This is a genomic window from Streptomyces sp. NPDC027672 (assembly GCF_055566335.1).
This window is the reverse complement of the sequence record NZ_JBVHSO010000002.1, coordinates 536574-552219: the sequence shown is the minus strand read 5'-3', so window position 1 is coordinate 552219 and position 15646 is coordinate 536574. Positions and strand designations below refer to the sequence as shown.

At 71.4% G+C, this 15646-nt stretch carries 17 protein-coding genes and 1 pseudogene; 4 read left to right on the top strand and 14 right to left on the bottom strand.

Annotation, left to right across the window (positions count from 1 at the left end):
- Nucleotides 1-42: 42 nt before the first annotated feature.
- Complete coding sequence (locus tag ACZ4SV_RS06855) at nucleotides 43-672, bottom strand: DUF642 domain-containing protein (RefSeq protein WP_468002018.1); 630 nt, start codon at nucleotides 670-672, stop codon at nucleotides 43-45.
- 465 nt (nucleotides 673-1137) lie between these two features.
- On the opposite strand from ACZ4SV_RS06855, the gene ACZ4SV_RS06850 reads away from it, so the two are divergent.
- Complete coding sequence (locus ACZ4SV_RS06850; protein WP_365875242.1) at nucleotides 1138-1425, top strand: hypothetical protein; 288 nt, start codon at nucleotides 1138-1140, stop codon at nucleotides 1423-1425.
- Nucleotides 1426-1459: 34 nt separating this feature from the next.
- Here ACZ4SV_RS06850 and ACZ4SV_RS06845 read toward each other — a convergent pair whose 3' ends face one another.
- The 3 genes from ACZ4SV_RS06845 to ACZ4SV_RS06835 form a co-directional block, all read right to left on the bottom strand.
- On the bottom strand, nucleotides 1460-2464 hold the full coding sequence (locus ACZ4SV_RS06845; RefSeq protein WP_468002016.1) for an NADP-dependent oxidoreductase: 1005 nt from the start codon (nucleotides 2462-2464) through the stop codon (nucleotides 1460-1462).
- A gap of 135 nt (nucleotides 2465-2599) precedes the next feature.
- Nucleotides 2600-2875 carry a hypothetical protein gene (locus ACZ4SV_RS06840; RefSeq protein ID WP_468002015.1) on the bottom strand — a complete coding sequence of 92 codons (276 nt, stop codon included), beginning with the start codon at nucleotides 2873-2875 and terminating at the stop codon, nucleotides 2600-2602.
- A 22-nt stretch (nucleotides 2876-2897) separates the two neighbouring features.
- Entirely contained in the window at nucleotides 2898-3644 is a 747-nt protein-coding gene (locus tag ACZ4SV_RS06835) for an SDR family oxidoreductase (RefSeq protein WP_468002013.1), read from the bottom strand.
- Between the two features lie 113 nt (nucleotides 3645-3757).
- Between ACZ4SV_RS06835 and ACZ4SV_RS06830 the strand changes: the two genes are divergently transcribed.
- Entirely contained in the window at nucleotides 3758-4318 is a 561-nt protein-coding gene (locus ACZ4SV_RS06830) for a TetR/AcrR family transcriptional regulator (RefSeq protein ID WP_468002011.1), read from the top strand.
- 284 nt (nucleotides 4319-4602) lie between these two features.
- On the opposite strand, the pseudogene ACZ4SV_RS06825 reads toward ACZ4SV_RS06830, so the two are convergent.
- A pseudogene (locus ACZ4SV_RS06825) lies at nucleotides 4603-4971 on the bottom strand (LuxR C-terminal-related transcriptional regulator); the annotation flags it as partial.
- Nucleotides 4972-5136: 165 nt separating this feature from the next.
- On the bottom strand, nucleotides 5137-6084 hold the full coding sequence (locus ACZ4SV_RS06820) for a nitrilase-related carbon-nitrogen hydrolase (RefSeq protein ID WP_468002009.1): 948 nt from the start codon (nucleotides 6082-6084) through the stop codon (nucleotides 5137-5139).
- A gap of 50 nt (nucleotides 6085-6134) precedes the next feature.
- On the opposite strand from ACZ4SV_RS06820, the gene ACZ4SV_RS06815 reads away from it, so the two are divergent.
- On the top strand, nucleotides 6135-7064 hold the full coding sequence (locus ACZ4SV_RS06815) for a LysR family transcriptional regulator (RefSeq protein WP_468002007.1): 930 nt from the start codon (nucleotides 6135-6137) through the stop codon (nucleotides 7062-7064).
- A gap of 684 nt (nucleotides 7065-7748) precedes the next feature.
- Here ACZ4SV_RS06815 and ACZ4SV_RS06810 read toward each other — a convergent pair.
- The 7 genes from ACZ4SV_RS06810 to ACZ4SV_RS06780 form a co-directional block, all read right to left on the bottom strand.
- Nucleotides 7749-8822 carry an LLM class flavin-dependent oxidoreductase gene (locus ACZ4SV_RS06810; RefSeq protein WP_365875244.1) on the bottom strand — a complete coding sequence of 358 codons (1074 nt, stop codon included), beginning with the start codon at nucleotides 8820-8822 and terminating at the stop codon, nucleotides 7749-7751.
- A gap of 12 nt (nucleotides 8823-8834) precedes the next feature.
- A complete protein-coding gene (locus tag ACZ4SV_RS06805) occupies nucleotides 8835-9698 on the bottom strand; it encodes an ABC transporter substrate-binding protein (RefSeq protein ID WP_468002004.1) in 864 nt (287 codons plus the stop codon).
- A complete protein-coding gene (locus ACZ4SV_RS06800) occupies nucleotides 9699-10424 on the bottom strand; it encodes an ABC transporter ATP-binding protein (RefSeq protein WP_468002002.1) in 726 nt (241 codons plus the stop codon).
- Nucleotides 10421-11275 (bottom strand): ABC transporter permease, encoded by an 855-nt coding sequence (locus ACZ4SV_RS06795; RefSeq protein ID WP_468002000.1) that lies wholly within the window; start codon nucleotides 11273-11275, stop codon nucleotides 10421-10423. The genes ACZ4SV_RS06800 and ACZ4SV_RS06795 overlap by 4 nt, the downstream gene beginning before the upstream one ends.
- Nucleotides 11272-12258, bottom strand: coding sequence for an NrtA/SsuA/CpmA family ABC transporter substrate-binding protein (locus ACZ4SV_RS06790; protein ID WP_468001998.1), 987 nt, complete (start codon nucleotides 12256-12258; stop codon nucleotides 11272-11274). The genes ACZ4SV_RS06795 and ACZ4SV_RS06790 overlap by 4 nt, the downstream gene beginning before the upstream one ends.
- Before the next feature lie 22 nt (nucleotides 12259-12280).
- Nucleotides 12281-13312: an ABC transporter substrate-binding protein gene (locus ACZ4SV_RS06785; protein ID WP_468001996.1), complete on the bottom strand. Its 1032-nt coding sequence runs from the start codon at nucleotides 13310-13312 to the stop codon at nucleotides 12281-12283.
- Between the two features lie 146 nt (nucleotides 13313-13458).
- A complete protein-coding gene (locus ACZ4SV_RS06780) occupies nucleotides 13459-13542 on the bottom strand; it encodes a putative leader peptide (protein WP_365875289.1) in 84 nt (27 codons plus the stop codon).
- 229 nt (nucleotides 13543-13771) lie between these two features.
- Between ACZ4SV_RS06780 and ACZ4SV_RS06775 the strand changes: the two genes are divergently transcribed.
- Complete coding sequence (locus ACZ4SV_RS06775; protein ID WP_468001994.1) at nucleotides 13772-14560, top strand: IclR family transcriptional regulator; 789 nt, start codon at nucleotides 13772-13774, stop codon at nucleotides 14558-14560.
- A 160-nt stretch (nucleotides 14561-14720) separates the two neighbouring features.
- On the opposite strand, the gene araD is transcribed toward ACZ4SV_RS06775, so the two are convergent.
- On the bottom strand, nucleotides 14721-15458 hold the full coding sequence (araD, locus tag ACZ4SV_RS06770; protein WP_365875258.1) for an L-ribulose-5-phosphate 4-epimerase AraD: 738 nt from the start codon (nucleotides 15456-15458) through the stop codon (nucleotides 14721-14723).
- Nucleotides 15459-15646: the final 188 nt, after the last annotated feature.

Here is a 15646-nt window from a genome sequence, read left to right as displayed (position 1 = left end):
ATGCGACAGCGCGCCCGTCGCGTGCGTGCGGGCTGCGCGGGGTCAGTTGTTGCCGCTCCTGAGTTCCTTCAGCGAGATGCGGGTGATCATCGCGCCGCAGTGGGCGGGGGCCACGTTGTTGTCGGAGGCGGAGATGAACTGCACGACCGTGTCGTCCGCCGTGGCGGTGAAGTCCAGGGGGTTGGGGTCCGGCGGCTGCCAGGACGAGGTGGGGGTGTAGGTCTTGGTGCGCTGCCCGGTGACGGCGACCTGGTACTTCTGGTTCTCGGCGGGCTTCTCCCCGCACCCTTCCCAGCTCTCGGTGCGCTCCTGCCACGTCAGCCGGTACCGGATGCCCTCGTCGAGATGGACGGCTTGCCTGATGGTGGCTTTGGGGCCACCGGTGAGGTCCGCGGCCTGGGCGCCGCCGGCGCCCGCCTCGTGTTCGGAGAAGATGTGCACCTCGCCCGCGGTGACCTCCCAGGGGGTGATGGGGGCGTCGGTGTCCGCGTTGAACGCCTTGAGCCGCTGCTCGCGGGTGACTCCGGGACTCAGGAAGCTGCCGTTGATGATGCGGTTGGGCCCGACGGGAGCTTCTGCGGCCCGGTGGGGGGCGCCGGCGTGTGCCTGCGTGAGGGGCACGGTCAGGAGCGTCGCGGCGACCAGGCCCACAGCTCGTGTGGTGAACGACATGCGGTGTCCTTCCTGTGAGGGGAAACGATCGCGGTCACGCGCCTCACGGATCGTGGCCGCGTGCTTCCCGCGTTCCCTCCGCTTCGCACACCCCACTGCTTGTCACTCGTTCGGGGCGCCCCGAAGGGGAGCACCAGCGCGTGACCAGTGCGCACGTCACGTATCGGCGCGCGCCCGCGCGCAACGAAGCGGAACATGAGCTTCCATGCGCGGCGCGTCCAGAACTTCGGGTCGCTTCGGCAGACAGCGTGTTCAGGCAGCCCGCGCCGGGCCCGGCGGGCTGGCGTCAGCCGGGCGGCTACCTCGGTGACCGAGGCCAGGACCATCCCCATCCCCGCCCTGCCCAGCGCAACGAAGCCCGCGGTTCAGACGAGTCCCGGGTGCCGGACGGGCCGTCCGGAGAGGGGGATGACTTGGGCTGCCGGCGCCGGCCGCCCGCGGTGACCCGCGTGACATCATCCGGGCATGGACAGCGAGCTGGAAGTAAGTGCTCTGGCGATCAACGTCGTGATCCCGCAGGCGCTCCGCTGGACGGACACCCGACGCGGTGAAGCGTTCACGCTGACGACACTCAACGTCCGGCTTCTCCCGGACGGTCACCTCGCCGTGAAGGCCTACGGCAGGCCGGTCGGTGGCGGTCGGGGCGCCTACGTCGCGTTCCCCGTCCCCGACGAACCCGAACTGGCCGCCCTGGTATCCGACGCCGCCAGCCGCGCCGGGGCGTTGTGGGCCGCCCATCGTGGTCTCGGCTGATCCGAGGTGACCGGCGCCCGGCCTCGGCCCGCTCTTACGGCATGACGACGACGACTTTGCCGGCCTTCGCCCGTCCCGTTTCGACGTACTCCATCGCCTGGAGGGTTTCCTCGAACGGGAAGACGCGGTCGACGACGGGGCGGATCTTCCCGGTGTCGACGAGGGCGGTGAGTTCGCGCAGTTGGTCGCCGCTGGCCTTCATGAACAGGAACGAGTACGTCACACCGCGGCGCTTGGCGTTGCGTCGGGTCTTGAAGCTGAGGGCGGTCATGGCCAGGCGGAGGATCGGGTTCACGCCCAGTTCGCGGGCGAAGGCCGGGTCGGGCGGGCCCGCGACGCTGATGGCCGTGCCGCCGGGCTTGAGAACGCGCAGGGACTTGGCGAGGTTCTCGCCGCCGAGGCTGTCGAGGACGACGTCGTAGCCGTCGAGGACCTTTTCGAAGTCCTGGGTGCGGTAGTCGACAACGACGTCCGCGCCGAGGTCCTTGGCCACGTCGACCTTGCCGGTGCTCACGGTGGTGGCCACGTGCGCGCCCAGCGCCTTGGCCAGTTGGACGGCGATGGAGCCGAGGCCGCCGGCGCCCGCGTGGACGAGGACCTTCTGGCCCGGCCGCACGCGTGCCCGCTCGACCAGTGCCTGCCATGCAGTCAGGGCGACCAGGGGAAGAGAGGCGGCCTCGGCCATGGTGAGGGCGGCCGGTTTGGGTGCCAGGTCGTCCTGGTGGACGGCGATGAGTTCGGCGAAGGTACCGATGCGGTTCTTGTCGGGCCGGGCGTAGACCTCGTCGCCCACCGCGAAGCGGGTGACGGAGGCGCCGACCCGGACGACCGTCCCTGCGAGGTCGTTGCCCAGAACGAGCGGGAGACGGTAGGGCAGGAACGTCTTGAAGTCTCCGTTGCGGATCCTGAGGTCCAGCGGGTTGACGCCCGCCGCGTGGATCTTGACCAGCACGTCGTCGGCACCTGTCCGCGGTTCGGCTGTCTCGGCGGCGCGCATCCCGGACTGGTCGCCGTACTTCTCGACCACGAAAGCCCTCATCGTCGTCTCCGTTCCCTCTCCCGTCCGTGCGAGGCCGGGGTCTCCGCTCGCCCCGGGCTTCTCCCGGTACGAAATGGTTCGTGTCTTCTTCCGGCCGCGGCGCGGGCGCACCGCGGCCTCGGCAGCGTTCCTCCGTCAGGCCACCAGCACGACCGGGGCGGTGACGCGGTCTGCGGAGCCTCCCCGGAGGCGGTCCAGGGAGGCGGCGATCCCCTCGTGGGGCACGCCGAGCGGCACCGCGCCGACCTCGGCCAGGCGGGTGTACTGCTCATCGGCCAGCCGGACGTCGAGGGCGCCGAGGCAGCCGTCGAGCGGGGAGGGACTGCGCGGGCCGACGGCCGGGACGAGCGTGGCCACGGAACGGGCGGCGCGCTCGCGCACCCAGGCCACCGCCACCCGCGCGGGTGTCACGCCGGGGTGGCGGGGGTGAGCCTCAGTCCGTGTGCGGCTGGGGTGCCGCGGACAGTGCGTGCGGCTGGGGTGCCGCGGACAGTGCGTTCGGCTGGGGTGCCGCGGACAGGCTCTGCTTGACGTGCCGGCTGGTCTCGTCGGCGAGGATCTCGGGCAGGCCGGTCTCGATGCCGTGCAGTGCCTGGGCCGCGACGTCGGCAGCGGCGACCTTCTGATCGGCGGGCACGCCGGCGGCCATGTCGGTGTCCATATAGCCGACGTGCAGCGCCGATACGGCGATCCCGCGCGGTGCCAGCTCCTCACGGGTCGCGTCGCTCAGCGCCCAAGCGGCGGCCTTGGAAGCCGCGTAGGAGCCGAGTCCTGCCGGGTGGAACCAGGACAGCACGGACAGGACGTTGAGTACGGCGCCGCCGCCGTTGCCCTCGATGACGGGGGCGAAGGCACGGGTCGCGGCGAGCGGGCCGAAGGAGTTGGTTTCCATCTCCCGGTGCACCTCGGCCACGTCACCCCCGATCAGCGTCGCGCCGGTGGAGACGCCCGCGTTGTTGATCAGCAGTGTCGCGTCGGACGCCACGCGCGCGGCCTCTCGTATCGACGCCTCGTCCGTGACGTCCAGCCGCAGCGGGATGACGCCCGGCACGTCGACCGTCTCGGGGCGCCGGGCCGCGCCGTACACCTTCGTGCCGCGCTCGACGAGCCGGGCGGCCAGGTGGCGCCCCAAGCCCCGGTTGGCGCCGGTGACGACCGCGACCGCGTTGTTCAGTTCCATGCTCGCTCCTGGTCGTGGCGGGCACCGTCGGTCACCCGCGCAAATAGATTATGCAGGCAATCTAAACATGGGTCTACGATAGATGCCAGTCGACATCCAAGCGGGAGGTGGTCATGGGCCGCGTATCACAGGCACAGGCGGAGGAGAACCGCCGGCGGGTGGTGGACACCGCATCCCGGCTGTTCCGCGAGCAGGGCACGCAGGTCAGCGTCGCCGACCTGATGAAGGCGGCCGGTCTGACCCACGGCGCCTTCTACAAGCAGTTCGCCTCCAAGGAGGCGCTGGTCGACGAGGCCACCGCGCACGCCTTCGCCGAGCTCGCCCAACGCCACCGCGCCGGGCTGGAGCGGTACGACGGGCAGCGTGCCGCCGCCCAGCAGGCGCTGATCGACACCTATCTCTCCGTCGAGCACCGCGACGACCCGGCGGACGGCTGCCCGGTCGCCGCCCTCGCCACCGACATCGCGCGCGAGGGCGGGGGGCAAGAGGCCCGTCGGGTCTACGCCGAGGGCGTGGCCGACTTCGCCGATTTCCTGGCCGGCGACGACCAGGACGGCATCGTCCGCCTCTGCACCCTGTTCGGTGCGCTGGTCCTGTCCCGGGCCACCAAGGGCTCCCCGCTCTCCGCGGAGATCCTCGCCGCCGCGCACGCAGCCTTGACGGAAACAGGCTGATCACACGCAGCCGACATCGCCGTGTCAGCACGGGCAGGGGTGAACCGCGGTGCTCAAGGTGAGCGGCAGGCCGCCCTGACGGGTGATCGGCTCGGTACGTTCCTCGACGGCCCCCGGCTCACAGCCGTACGCCCGGTCGACGGCACCCGGCCGAGCCGGGGCCGGATCAGCACCGCCAGGCGTGCACTGGCGAGGGCCGGTGGCGCCGAGATGACCGCAGCGGCTGTCACGCTCCGCGCCCCATGGCGCTGGGCGGCGGCTCTTGACGTTCGGGGGTGCTCCGGTCAGCGGCGGATGAGACCGAGGTCGGTCGCGGTGGCGACGGCGGCCGTGCGGGAGTTGACGCCCAGCTTGGCGTAGATGCGGGTCAGGTGGGACTTGACGGTGCCTTCGGTCAGGTGGAGGCGGTTGCCGACGGCCTGGTTGGACAAGCCGTCGGCAACCAGGGCGAGGACTTCGGTCTCGCGCCGGGTCAGGGCGGTGCCGGGGGCACGCAGCCGGTTCATCAGCCGGTCGGCGACCGTGGGCGCCAGCGTGGTGCGTCCGGCGGCCGCGGTGCGTACGGCGGCGGCCAGGTCCTCGGGCGGGGCGTCCTTGAGGAGGTAGCCGGTGGCGCCGGCCTCGATCGCGGGCAGGGTGTCGGCGTCGGAGTCCTTTTAGTTCGGAGTTGGCCGAGACCTGCTCACCCTGGGTCCCCGCCGATAGCCGATTCGCAGACGTCGCCGATCTTTCTCCTCAAGCTGTGTCCCGGCCAGCTGCGCGGACCGCGTGGCGGCCAGGCGCGCCGGACGGCACCTTCAGGGCTCCGCCGTGGCCGGTCAGCTGGTGGTGACGGTGGTGTGGGGTGACTCGTCCACGTGGAGGGTGAAGACGTCGGGGCGGGCGTAATGGCCGGTGGTGTCGAGATCGAAACGGGCGCGGGCGAGGTCGTCGAGGTCGAGGTCGGCGGTCAGAATGCCTTCGCCGTCGCGCAGCGGGCCGGCCAGGACTTCGCCGAGCGGGGAGACGATGACGGACCCGCCGCCGATCAGGACCGTATCGGGGTCGTCGCCCTGGACGGGGTGGAGGTCGGCGGGCAGGGCGTCGCGACGCAGGTACGGGTTGGCGCTGAGGACGAAGCATCGACCCTCCAGCGCGATGTGCCGCATGGTGGCCTGCCAGGCGTCACGGTCGTCCACCGTCGGCGCGCACCACAGGTCGACGCCCTTGGCATACATCGCCGTGCGGAAGAGCGGCATGTAGTTCTCCCAGCAGATGGCCGCGCCGATGCGGGCGGTGCCGGTGTCGATGACGGGGAGGGTGGAGCCGTCGCCCTGGCCCCACAGGTAGCGCTCGGCTGCGGTGGGCATCAGTTTGCGGTGCAGGCCCAGGTAGCCGTCGGGGCCGAAGAACAGTGCGACGCAGTACAGCGTGCCGCCCTGGCGTTCGACCGCGCCGACCACGGCGTGGCAGCCGAGCTCCCGGGTGACGGCGGCCAGGGCCGTGACCTCCGGGCCGGTGATCTCGATGGCGGAGGCGTGGTAGCGGCGGAACAGCTCGCGGCCGTCCGGGGTGCGGCTGCCGACCGTGATGCCGAAATCCAGCCCCTTGGGATAGCCGCCGAGGAACGCCTCGGGCAGCACGACGACCTCGGCTCCGTGGTGGACGGCGGCCTCGCGGATCAGTTCCTCGGCGCGGACCAGCGCGGCCGGCGTGTCGAACAGAGGAGCGGCCGCCTGGACCACGGCGGCGGTCACGGTGCGGGAGAGTTCAGGGGGGTCAGCCATGTCCTCGAGACTATGAACTCACTCGGTCATGCGGCAAACTAATGTTTACGATGATCGACATTTATGAAACCGAATTCAGGAAGGCGGACCTGAATCTCCTGGTGGTCTTCGCCGCCCTGATGCGCGAGCGGAGCGTCACCCGCGCCGCCGCTGCCCTGCACCTGAGCCAGGGCGCGGCCAGCGCCGCCCTCGGCCGGCTGCGCAGACTCTTCGACGACGAGTTGTTCACCCGTACCCGCAGCGGTATCGAGCCGACGCCGCGCGCCATCGATCTGGCCCGCCGCATCGATCCGGCCCTCGGATTGATTCATGGCGCCGTCACCGACCGGGACCGCTTCGATGCGGCCAGCGCCCGGCGCATCTTCGTCCTGGGCATGTCCGACGACCTGGAGGCAGCGCTACTGCCCCACCTGCTGGCCGCCACGGCCGGCCTGCCCGGCATCCGGCTCGCCGTCCGGCAGGCGAACCGGAACACCGTCGCAGACCTGCTCGACCGCGGCGAGATCGACCTCGGCGTGGCCGCTACTCCCGCACACGGCGCCGACCACCGCACCCGGGACCTCTTCGCCTCCGGCTACATGTGCCTGTTCAACCCCCGCCTCCTGCCGCTTCGGACTCCGATCGGCCTCGACGACTATCTGGCCCACCCGCACCTGCTGATCTCCCACGACGGCCGGCGCGGCATCGTCGACGACCTCCTGGAAGCACGCGGGCTCGACCGCCGAGTCATCGCCTCCACCACCCACTTCGGCGGAGCCGCCCTCCAGCTCGCGACCCTGCCCGCGGTGGCCACCCTCCCCACTCACGCGGCCACCGTCTACGCCGACGCCCTGGGACTGACGGCCGTCGCGCCGCCCCTGCCGATGCCCGAGTACACCGTCAGCTCGATCTGGCATGCCACCGCCACCGACGACCCCGCTCACCTCTGGCTCCGCCACCTGGTCGATGAGGCGACGCTCCACACGCGCAGAAGCCAGTAGCCCAAAGACAGCTGCCTTCCAGGCCAGGCCCAACTGGTGCACTGGGGTCCGTCTTCGAAGATCGCCGGGTGGTGGATCATGGCCGGGTGATACGCGGTGCGGTGGCAGCCGGTGCTGTGGTGCGCGCCCCGGTGAGCACCGGAATCAACTGAGTCCTTCGGTGCGACGGCCCGTGATCGCCCGCGATATCCGGCGCCCGAGGTGCGGTGTGGCAGGTGGCTGTGCGATCAGCGCACCGCTGTGGTGTCGCGGACTTGCATCGCATACGGGAGTCGTTCGCTGTGCGGTGGCCCGCTGTCGCCTCCGATCCGACTCAGGAGCAGCGCACTACGAGAGTGTCGGCCTCGGCGCCGACTACGTCGATCACTTCATCCGCTGAGGCCGCATCCACCCGGATCTCATCCCCTCAGGCACACCGCCTCGGCGCCGTCACCGGTGCCGGCCGGCATCGCTCAGGCGGTCAGCACCGGAGCACACCAGCACATCTTTCGCCCCCCGGCTACATGGTCACCGACCTCACCCGCGCCCACCGGGAAGACGCCGGCCGGGCCGCGACGATGCTGGGCCGCATCCCGGCGGGCAGATGCCGGGCGTGAACGCGATGGCGGCCTCCCGGGCGGCGAGACCGACCACACCGTTGACCGCCGGCGGGGACCGGTGCCGGCGGTGACGTGTCCGGTGGACTCAGGTCCGGATCCCGAGGTGCGGAAGGACTGTTTCCGCCACTCGGTACGCCTCTTCGAGCAGCGGGTTGCCCGAGAGGATGAACGTGTCGACGCCCAACTCCTCGTACTCCCGCAGCCGTTCCACCACCTGCGCCGTGGAGCCGACCACCGCCGTTCCCGGTCCGGGGCGGAACAGGCTCATGCCCGGCCAGAGGTTCGGATGGACCTCGAGTTCACGGGCGCGAGCCGGTACCTTGCCTCCGTGCTGGCGGAACTGGCGCTGCCATCCGACACCGTCCTCGCCCGTCCGGCCGCCGAGCTGCCGTGCGTACGTGGCCTCACTGGTGACGTCGAGCAGCCGGTCCGCGGCCGCCCATGCCTCGTCCTCGGTGTCCCGCACGATCAGGTGCAGCCGCAGCCCGATGCGGAGGCTGCGCCCGTGCGCCGCCGCGCGCTCGCGCACCCGGTCCAGCTTCTCCTTCAGCAGGTGCGGAGGTTCGCCCCAGGTCAGGTAGACGTCCACATGCTCGGCCGCCATCTCGATGCCCGGCGCCGACGAGCCGCCGAACCACAGCGGGACGTGTGGCGCCTGCACCGGCCTGAGGTCGCCGAAGGAGGCACCAGCGTCCTTGAGGTCGTAGAAGCGGCCCTTGTGGTCGAAGACCTCACCGGCGGTGAGCCGCTTGACGATCGACCAGTACTCGGCACTCAGCGCATACCGTTCGTCGTGCTCGACGTCCAGACCGTACTCGCGCAGCGTCTTCGTGGACCCGTTGACGACATTGAAGCGCAGCCGGCCGCCGAAGAGCGTGTCGAAGGTGAGGGCCATCTTCGCGAGCAGGGTCGGCGAGATCAGTCCGGGGTGGACGGCGAGCAGGGGCTTGAAGCGCGGGCTGGTGACGGCGGAGAGCGCGCTGCCCAGCGGCCACACGTCGTACAGGTCCGTCGCCAGCAGCGCGCCGCTGAAGCCGAGGCGCTCGACGGCCCCGGCCAGGCGCTGGAGGTAGCCGAGGTCGACGGGGCGCCGTCCCTCGGGTTCCCAGGGGTAGGCGCCTTCGCGGGGGATGATGTACCACAGGATTTCGGCGGCCATGGTGTCTGTCCCTCAGCTCTGGCGGGCGACGGCGTCGGCGACCGTGACCGGGCGGTCGACGAAGCCGGTGCGGAGGAAGATGTCGGCGGCCTGCTGCTGTTCGGCGAGGAATTCCTCGCTCACCTGCTCGATCCGCCAGGGCAGGGTGCGCAGCGCGGTCTCCCAGTCCTCGACGCTGCCGCCTTGGTGGTCGGCGGCGATCGCCGCTGCTTCCCGGGGATGTGCCGCGGCCCAGGCGTCGGCCCGTCGCAAGGCCCTGACGACGGCGTCGACGATCTCGGGGCGGCGCTCGGCCAGCTCCCTCCGGGTGAAGAACACGGAGCGGTCGGTGATGACGTCCGCGGTGCGCACCAGCACGCGGACGCCACCGGTGCGCAGGGCGGCGGCCAGTTGTGGCCCCTGGGCCACCCAGGCCGCGATGTCTCCGGAGCGCAGTTGCCGTTCGCTGTCCGCTCCGGCACGGACGGGAGTGATGTCGGCGGTGTAGGACAGGCCGGCGTCGTCCAGGGCTTTGGCGACCAGGTGGGTCTGCCAGGAGCCGATGGCCAGGTGCACGACGCCGCCCCTGAGGTCGGCGACCGTACGCACCGGGCTGTCCTGGAGGACGAGGAGAGCGCCGTGGTCCGGCCGCGGGGCCGAGACGGCCGCGTAGACGAGGTCGTGCCCGGCGGCCTGCGCGGTCACCGGCGGTGTCGAACCGGTGCCGCCGAAGTCGATCACGCCTTCGGTCAGCAGTTGTCCGGTGCGGACGCCGTCGGTGTAGGCGTGGAAGGCCACCGCTTCTCCGACGGCGGCCAGTTCCTGCTGGGCGTAGTCGAGCCGGGAGAGGTAGTAAAGGGTCGGGTTGCTGGCGTGGACGCCGAGGGTGATGGGCATTCAGTGCGCTCCGGTCGTGACGGTGTCGGGGGTGGTGGCGTGGACGCCGAGGTCGGCGAGCAGGCGCTGGCGCAGTGCGGCGAAGGCGGGGTCGCCCGGGTCGCGGGGCCGGGCGACGGCGACGGGTTCGTCGGTGACGAGACGGCCCTCACGCAGCACGCAGACGCGGTCGGCCAGCCGCACCGCCTCGTCCACGTCGTGGGTGACGAGCAGGACGGCGGGGCGGTGGGCCCGGCACAACTCGCCCACCAGATCCTGCATGCGCAGACGGGTGAGGGCGTCGAGCGCCGCGAAGGGCTCGTCCAGGAGCAGCAGTTGGGGCTCGCGCACCAGGGCGCGGGCGAGGGCGACCCGCTGGGCCTCACCGCCGGAGAGGGTGGCGGGCCAGGCGTGGGCGTGCCCTTCGAGACCCACCTCCGCGAGCGCGTGCCGGCCGCGCTCGGTCTGTCCGCGGGGAAGCGCGACGGTCACGTTCGCCAGGACCCGTTTGGACGGCACGAGCCGCGGCTCCTGGAAGACGATCGTGCGCGCCCGGGGGACGAGGACCTCACCGGCGTCCGCCGTGTCCAAGGCCCCCAGGATCCGCAGCAGGGTGGTCTTCCCGCTGCCGCTGGCGCCGAGCAGCGCCACGAACTCCCCGCGGCCGATGGTGAGGTCGAGCCCGTCGAGCACCGTGCGGCCGCCGAACGCCTTGCGCAGGTTCCCGACGTGGACGGCGCTGGTCATCGGGCCGCTCCTCGCCAGGGCATCAGCAGCCGCTCCAGCAGGCGGACGATCGCGTCGGCCAGCAGGCCGAACACTCCGTACACCAGGATGCAGACGGCGAGGACGTCCGTACGGGCGTAGTTCTGCGCCTGCGCCATGAGGTAGCCGATACCGGCGGTCGCGTTGATCTCCTCCGCCGCGATCAGGGCGATCACGCTGAGCGTCATGGACAGCCGCAGACCCGCCAGGAGCGAGGGCAGGGCTCCGGGCAGGACCACCTCCCGCACGACGGCGAGCTGGCTCATCCCGAAGCTGCGCATCGCCTCGACCAGCTTGGCATCGGTGTTGCGGACCCCGCTGGAGGCGGACACGTACATCGGGAACGTCGTGGCGACGGCGATCAGCAGGATCTTGGCGATCTCGTTGATGCCGAACCACACCATGAACAGCGGGACCAGGGACAGGAACGGGATGGTCCGCAGTGTCTGCAGGGAGGAGTCCAGCAGTTCGTCGCCCAGGCGGGTGAAACCCGTGACGACGCCCAGCACCAGGCCGGCGGTGAGTCCGATCAGCAGTCCGGTTCCGGAGCGGGTCAGTGAGGTGGCGAGCGCGTCGGGCAGTTGGCCGTTGCCCCACAACTCGCCGACGGCGCGGACCACGTCCGCGGGCGAGGCCAGTACGTCCGGGGTGAGGACGCCCGTGGCGGAGGCGGCCCACCACAGCGCGAGCAGGGCCACCGGGCCCAACGCCCGAACGGCCACGGTGTACCGCCGCGAGCGTGGACGCCTGGTGGCGGCCTGCGGGGTCACCAGGTCCGTGTCCGCGACGGGTTCGGCGGTGGGTGCGGCAAGGATCTCGTCGGTCGCCGTCATGACAGCCTGGTCACGTCGAGGAGGTGGGCGGCGACGTCGACCTCGGCAGGTGTGACCTTGTGGTCGGCGTAGAAGCGGGCCACGTCGCGGAACCGCTTGATGTCGGCGTCGGTGATCGGCTCGACGGTCGCACCCTGGCGGGCGAACTCCACCTGTACGCGCTTGGCCTCGCCGGTGAGGGCCTCGGGGCCGGTGTCGGTGTTGACGTTCAGATAGGCGGCCGGATCCCGCTTCTCCTTCACGCTGCCGTCGTGCAGGTACCGGTAGAGCGCCTTGACGACCTGCGGGTGCTCCTCGGCGAAGGCGGTGCGCACCGCTGTGAGACTGTAGTTGTCGGAGCCGATGGCCCGTCCGTCGGCGACGAAGTGGGCCTTGCCGCTGCCGATCTCGGTCACGGAGTACGTCGCCCACACCGCCCAGGCGTCTACCTGGCCGGCGTTGAACACCGCGGCGGTCTGGTCCGGACGCAAGTAGACCCTGCGGACCTTGTCGGGCGCGATGCCCTCCTTGGCCAGAGCCTTCAGCAGCAGGTACTCGCCGGTGCCGCCCTGGTTGACAGCGACTTTCCTGCCGACGAGGTCCTTGACCGAGTCGATGCCCGAGCCGTTCCTGACCAGGATGCCCTCGCCGGCCGGATCGGGTGCGGTGGCGGTGAAGAACTCGAAGCCGGGCTTCTGCGACAGCGAGGTGATCCCTGAGGTGATCGACCCCACGGCGATGTCGAGCTGGTCGGCGTTGAGCGCCTGCGCGGCCGGTGCGAAGGGCCCGGAGCTGCCGGTCCACTCGACCTTCGCGTGCACCTTCGCCAGTTCCCGGGCGAGCGATCCGTCCTTCTTGCCGAGGGCGAGTACGCCGGCGTTGCCGGGGTCGGGGATGCGCACGGTGACGGTGGAGGCGGAGCCGGTGCCCGAGTCCGCCGCGGATGTCCCGCATCCGCTGAGGGAGAGGAGGGAAGCGACCGTGGCAAGGGCGACGGCAGCCATTCTCGGCGTAAGCATGACAGTCCTACGTTTCGGTGGAGAGGGATGCGGGCTGGGGCCGGGTGAGACGCAGACGGGCGCGGCGCAGGGGCTCGGGGTCGGCCCAGGTCCCTATGTCGACGGGCGAGGGCAGGAAGCCGTGGGCCCGCAGCGCCGCCTCCTGCCGGGCGAGGAGACCGAGCCGCTCGTCCGACAGGTCGGGCCGCAGGGTGCGGTGGGTGCCCGGCCGGTAGGCGCCTTGGACGCCCTCGGCTCCGGCGCCGGTCTCGGAGCCCAGGATGCGGGCCACCTCGGCGGGCTGCGACGCCGCCCAGTCGGAGGCCCTCAACAGCACCGCGAGGAACCGTTCGACGAGCTCCGGATGGTCGTCCAGCAGACGCTGGTGCACGGTGATGGGCCGGGGGGTGCCGTTGTTCACCCGGTGGGCGCGGTCGGGCAGTTCGTCCAGTTCCACGGCGACCTCGGCACCGGCGCGTCGCGCGGCCTCGACGGCGACGGCGCCCTTGACGTAGACCGCGTCGACGTCACCGCGTGCCAGCGCGGCGAGTTCGGCCGCCCACTGGCCGTGACGGCCGTCGGCCGGCACGTCGACCACTGTGGCGTCGGACAACGCGTATCCGGCGGAGGCGAGGGCACCTTCGAAGCCCCGTACCGCCATGGCCCGCCAGAAGTCGATCGGCACCCGGTGGCGTGGCAGGGCGAGCCGCAGGCCGCGCAGCGCGGCAGCGCCGCGGATACCGGAGCCGGGCGCCACCAGGATCGTCTGCCGTTCCTCGATCCAGGTCAGGCCGATCAACCGGGTCGGCTCGCCCCGGGAACGGGCCCACAGGGCGGGCACGTTGCCGCCTTCCCGGAACAGCGCGGGCAGGGTGTGCGTGTAGTGGGCCGCGCGGACGGAGCCCGTCACGTCGGACGCGGCGTCCTGCAACGAGCGGACGGCGATGCCGTCGGGAGCGAACTCCTCGGCGAGCCAGTGGCGATCGGCCGCGATGCCGGTCGCCGTGGGCACGGGACAGCGGGTGAACCACAGGGTTTCGGGCAGGGGGATGTGCGTCATGGAGTCTTCCCTGAAGGCGGTGCGCCGCGGGCAGGCGTGCGCAGGGGGAGGCCGACGAACGGGTCGCGGACGTCAGGGCCGTACGGCGGCAGGCGGAAGCTGCGCTCGGACCGTCGCGGCGGTACCGGACGGCTGCGGGGGAGGAGTCAGCGACAGGCGGCGCTGGAGACGCGGGCCAAGTCGATGTGGCGGCGCGCGGTGAGGAGGAGCGCGGCGGCACAGTGGTGCATCGCTGGCTCCTTCCGGTGGTTCCCATCGGACCTGTTCCGGCGGGACGACCGCAGCCTGACACGGGCGCAGAGCGCCCGGCAAGCAGCTTCCCATCATGTGGGAACCGGTGTGAACAGTCCGTTGCGGCAGGCTGTGAGGGCGCGGCGGGCATCCCGCGATGTGGGAATCTCAGCCCGTACCCAGGCGCCCGTGGAACTCCACGCGCCGACGGATCAGAGGAGGCGACACGTGGTGGCCAGGACTCCGGTGACGGGGGCGCAGGCGGTCCGCCGGGCCCTGGACATGCTGCACTGCTTCCACGACAACGGCCCGGACCTCAGCGCGTCGGAGATGGCCCGCAGACTGTCCCTGCCCACGTCGACGGCGCACCGCCTGGCCCGGACGCTGGAGGAGGCCGGCTTCCTCGAACAGGACGCCAGGACCGTCCGTTACCGTCTCGGCCCGGCCGTGACCGAACTGGGGCGGCTGTCGTACCACCAGCGGGGACTGCACCTCGCCTCGCCCGAACTGGCCGACCTCGCGGACCGCACCGGCGCGACGGCCGACCTGGCACTGCGGAGCGGGCCGCACGTGGTGATCGTGGCGGGCGGTTCGGTGACCCCGAAGGTGGGGCTGCGCCGGCCACTGCACTCCACGGCCTTGGGCAAGGTGTTGCTCGCCTGGCCCCGCCCCGGCGAGGCTGGCGCCAAGTCACTGCCGCCGCTGCGGGCTTTCACCGACCGCACGATCGTCGACCGGGAACTCCTCGAGGCCGAACTGGACCGTGTGCGCGCCCAGGAGTACGCCCTCAACGACGGCGAGTCCGCGCCCGGTGTCCGCACCCTGGCCGTGCCGGTCCGCGACCACCTGCATGCGGCGCGGTTCGCCCTGGCGGTCCGCGGCACACCCGAACTGATCACGGCGGAGCGCACGGACTGGTTCCTGGAACAGGCCCGGGCCTGTGCGCGGGCCCTGGAGGTGCTCCTCCTCCCGCCGTCACAGCGCTGCAGCGCGGCCTCACCGCCGACCGGATCGTGACGCCGGGCCGTGGCCGGATCCGTTCGGTTCCTGGTACGGGCGGCGTACGACAGGCGGGGGAAGCCGGTGCTCTCACACCTGGGGTGCGGCCCTTGTCTGGTTCTCGGGTGGGCCGGTGCTGTCCGCCGAGTCGGCGGTCCGGTCTTCCCCTCTTTCCTGCTCAGCGGGCAGCGGTCACAGCGGCGTTGCCGTAGTACGCGTCCGGTCCGTGCTTGCGGGTGAAGTGCCGGTCGAGCAGGTGTTGCGGGGGCTGCGGGGGGTCGGCGGGTGAGTGCAGCGCCAGGGTGTGCAGTGCCATCTCGGCGACCGCCTCGCAGACGATGGCGTTCTCGAGCGACGCGGTCGCGGTCGCCCCCCAGGTGAACGGGCCGTGCCGCGAGACCAGCGCTCCGGGCACCTGCTCGGCCCGGTGCGGATCGCCTTCGAGGAGAGCCACGATCACTTGGCCGGTGTTGTATTCGTAGTCACGCGCACACTGTTCGGCCGTGAGGTCCTCGGTCACCGGGACGGGACCGTTGAAGGTGTCCGCGTGCGTGGTCCCGAGGACGGGGATCGGACGGCGTGCCTGCGCGAAGGCGACCGCATGGGTCGAGTGCGTGTGGGTGACGCCCCCGATGGAGGGAAAGGCGCGGTACAGGCACCGGTGGGTCTCGGTGTCGGTGGACGGTTTGAAGTGGCCTTCGACGACCTGCCCGTCCTCCAGGGCGACCACGACCAGGTCCTCCGCCGTGAGGTCCGCGTACGAGACGCCGGACGGCTTGATGACGAAGACTCCGGCATCGCGGTCGACGCCACTGACGTTTCCCCAGGTGAGGGTGGCCAGACCGGCCTCCCGTATCCGCAGGTTGGCCGCCAGGACCTCCCGGCGGAGATCCCCGAAGGAGAGGGACTCGGTCACTACGTTCTCACCGTCTTTCCGTCATGGACAGCGGTGCCCGGTCCGTGCCCTGTGGTGGGTGCGACCGCGCACGAGGGGCTGAAGGGACGAGATCGCCTGTGCATCCTGGGCAGTCGGCGCTCACCCCTCCGCACATTGTGCGCGCTAACATAACGCGAACTCAAGGGCTGACGCGAGAACCAGGTACG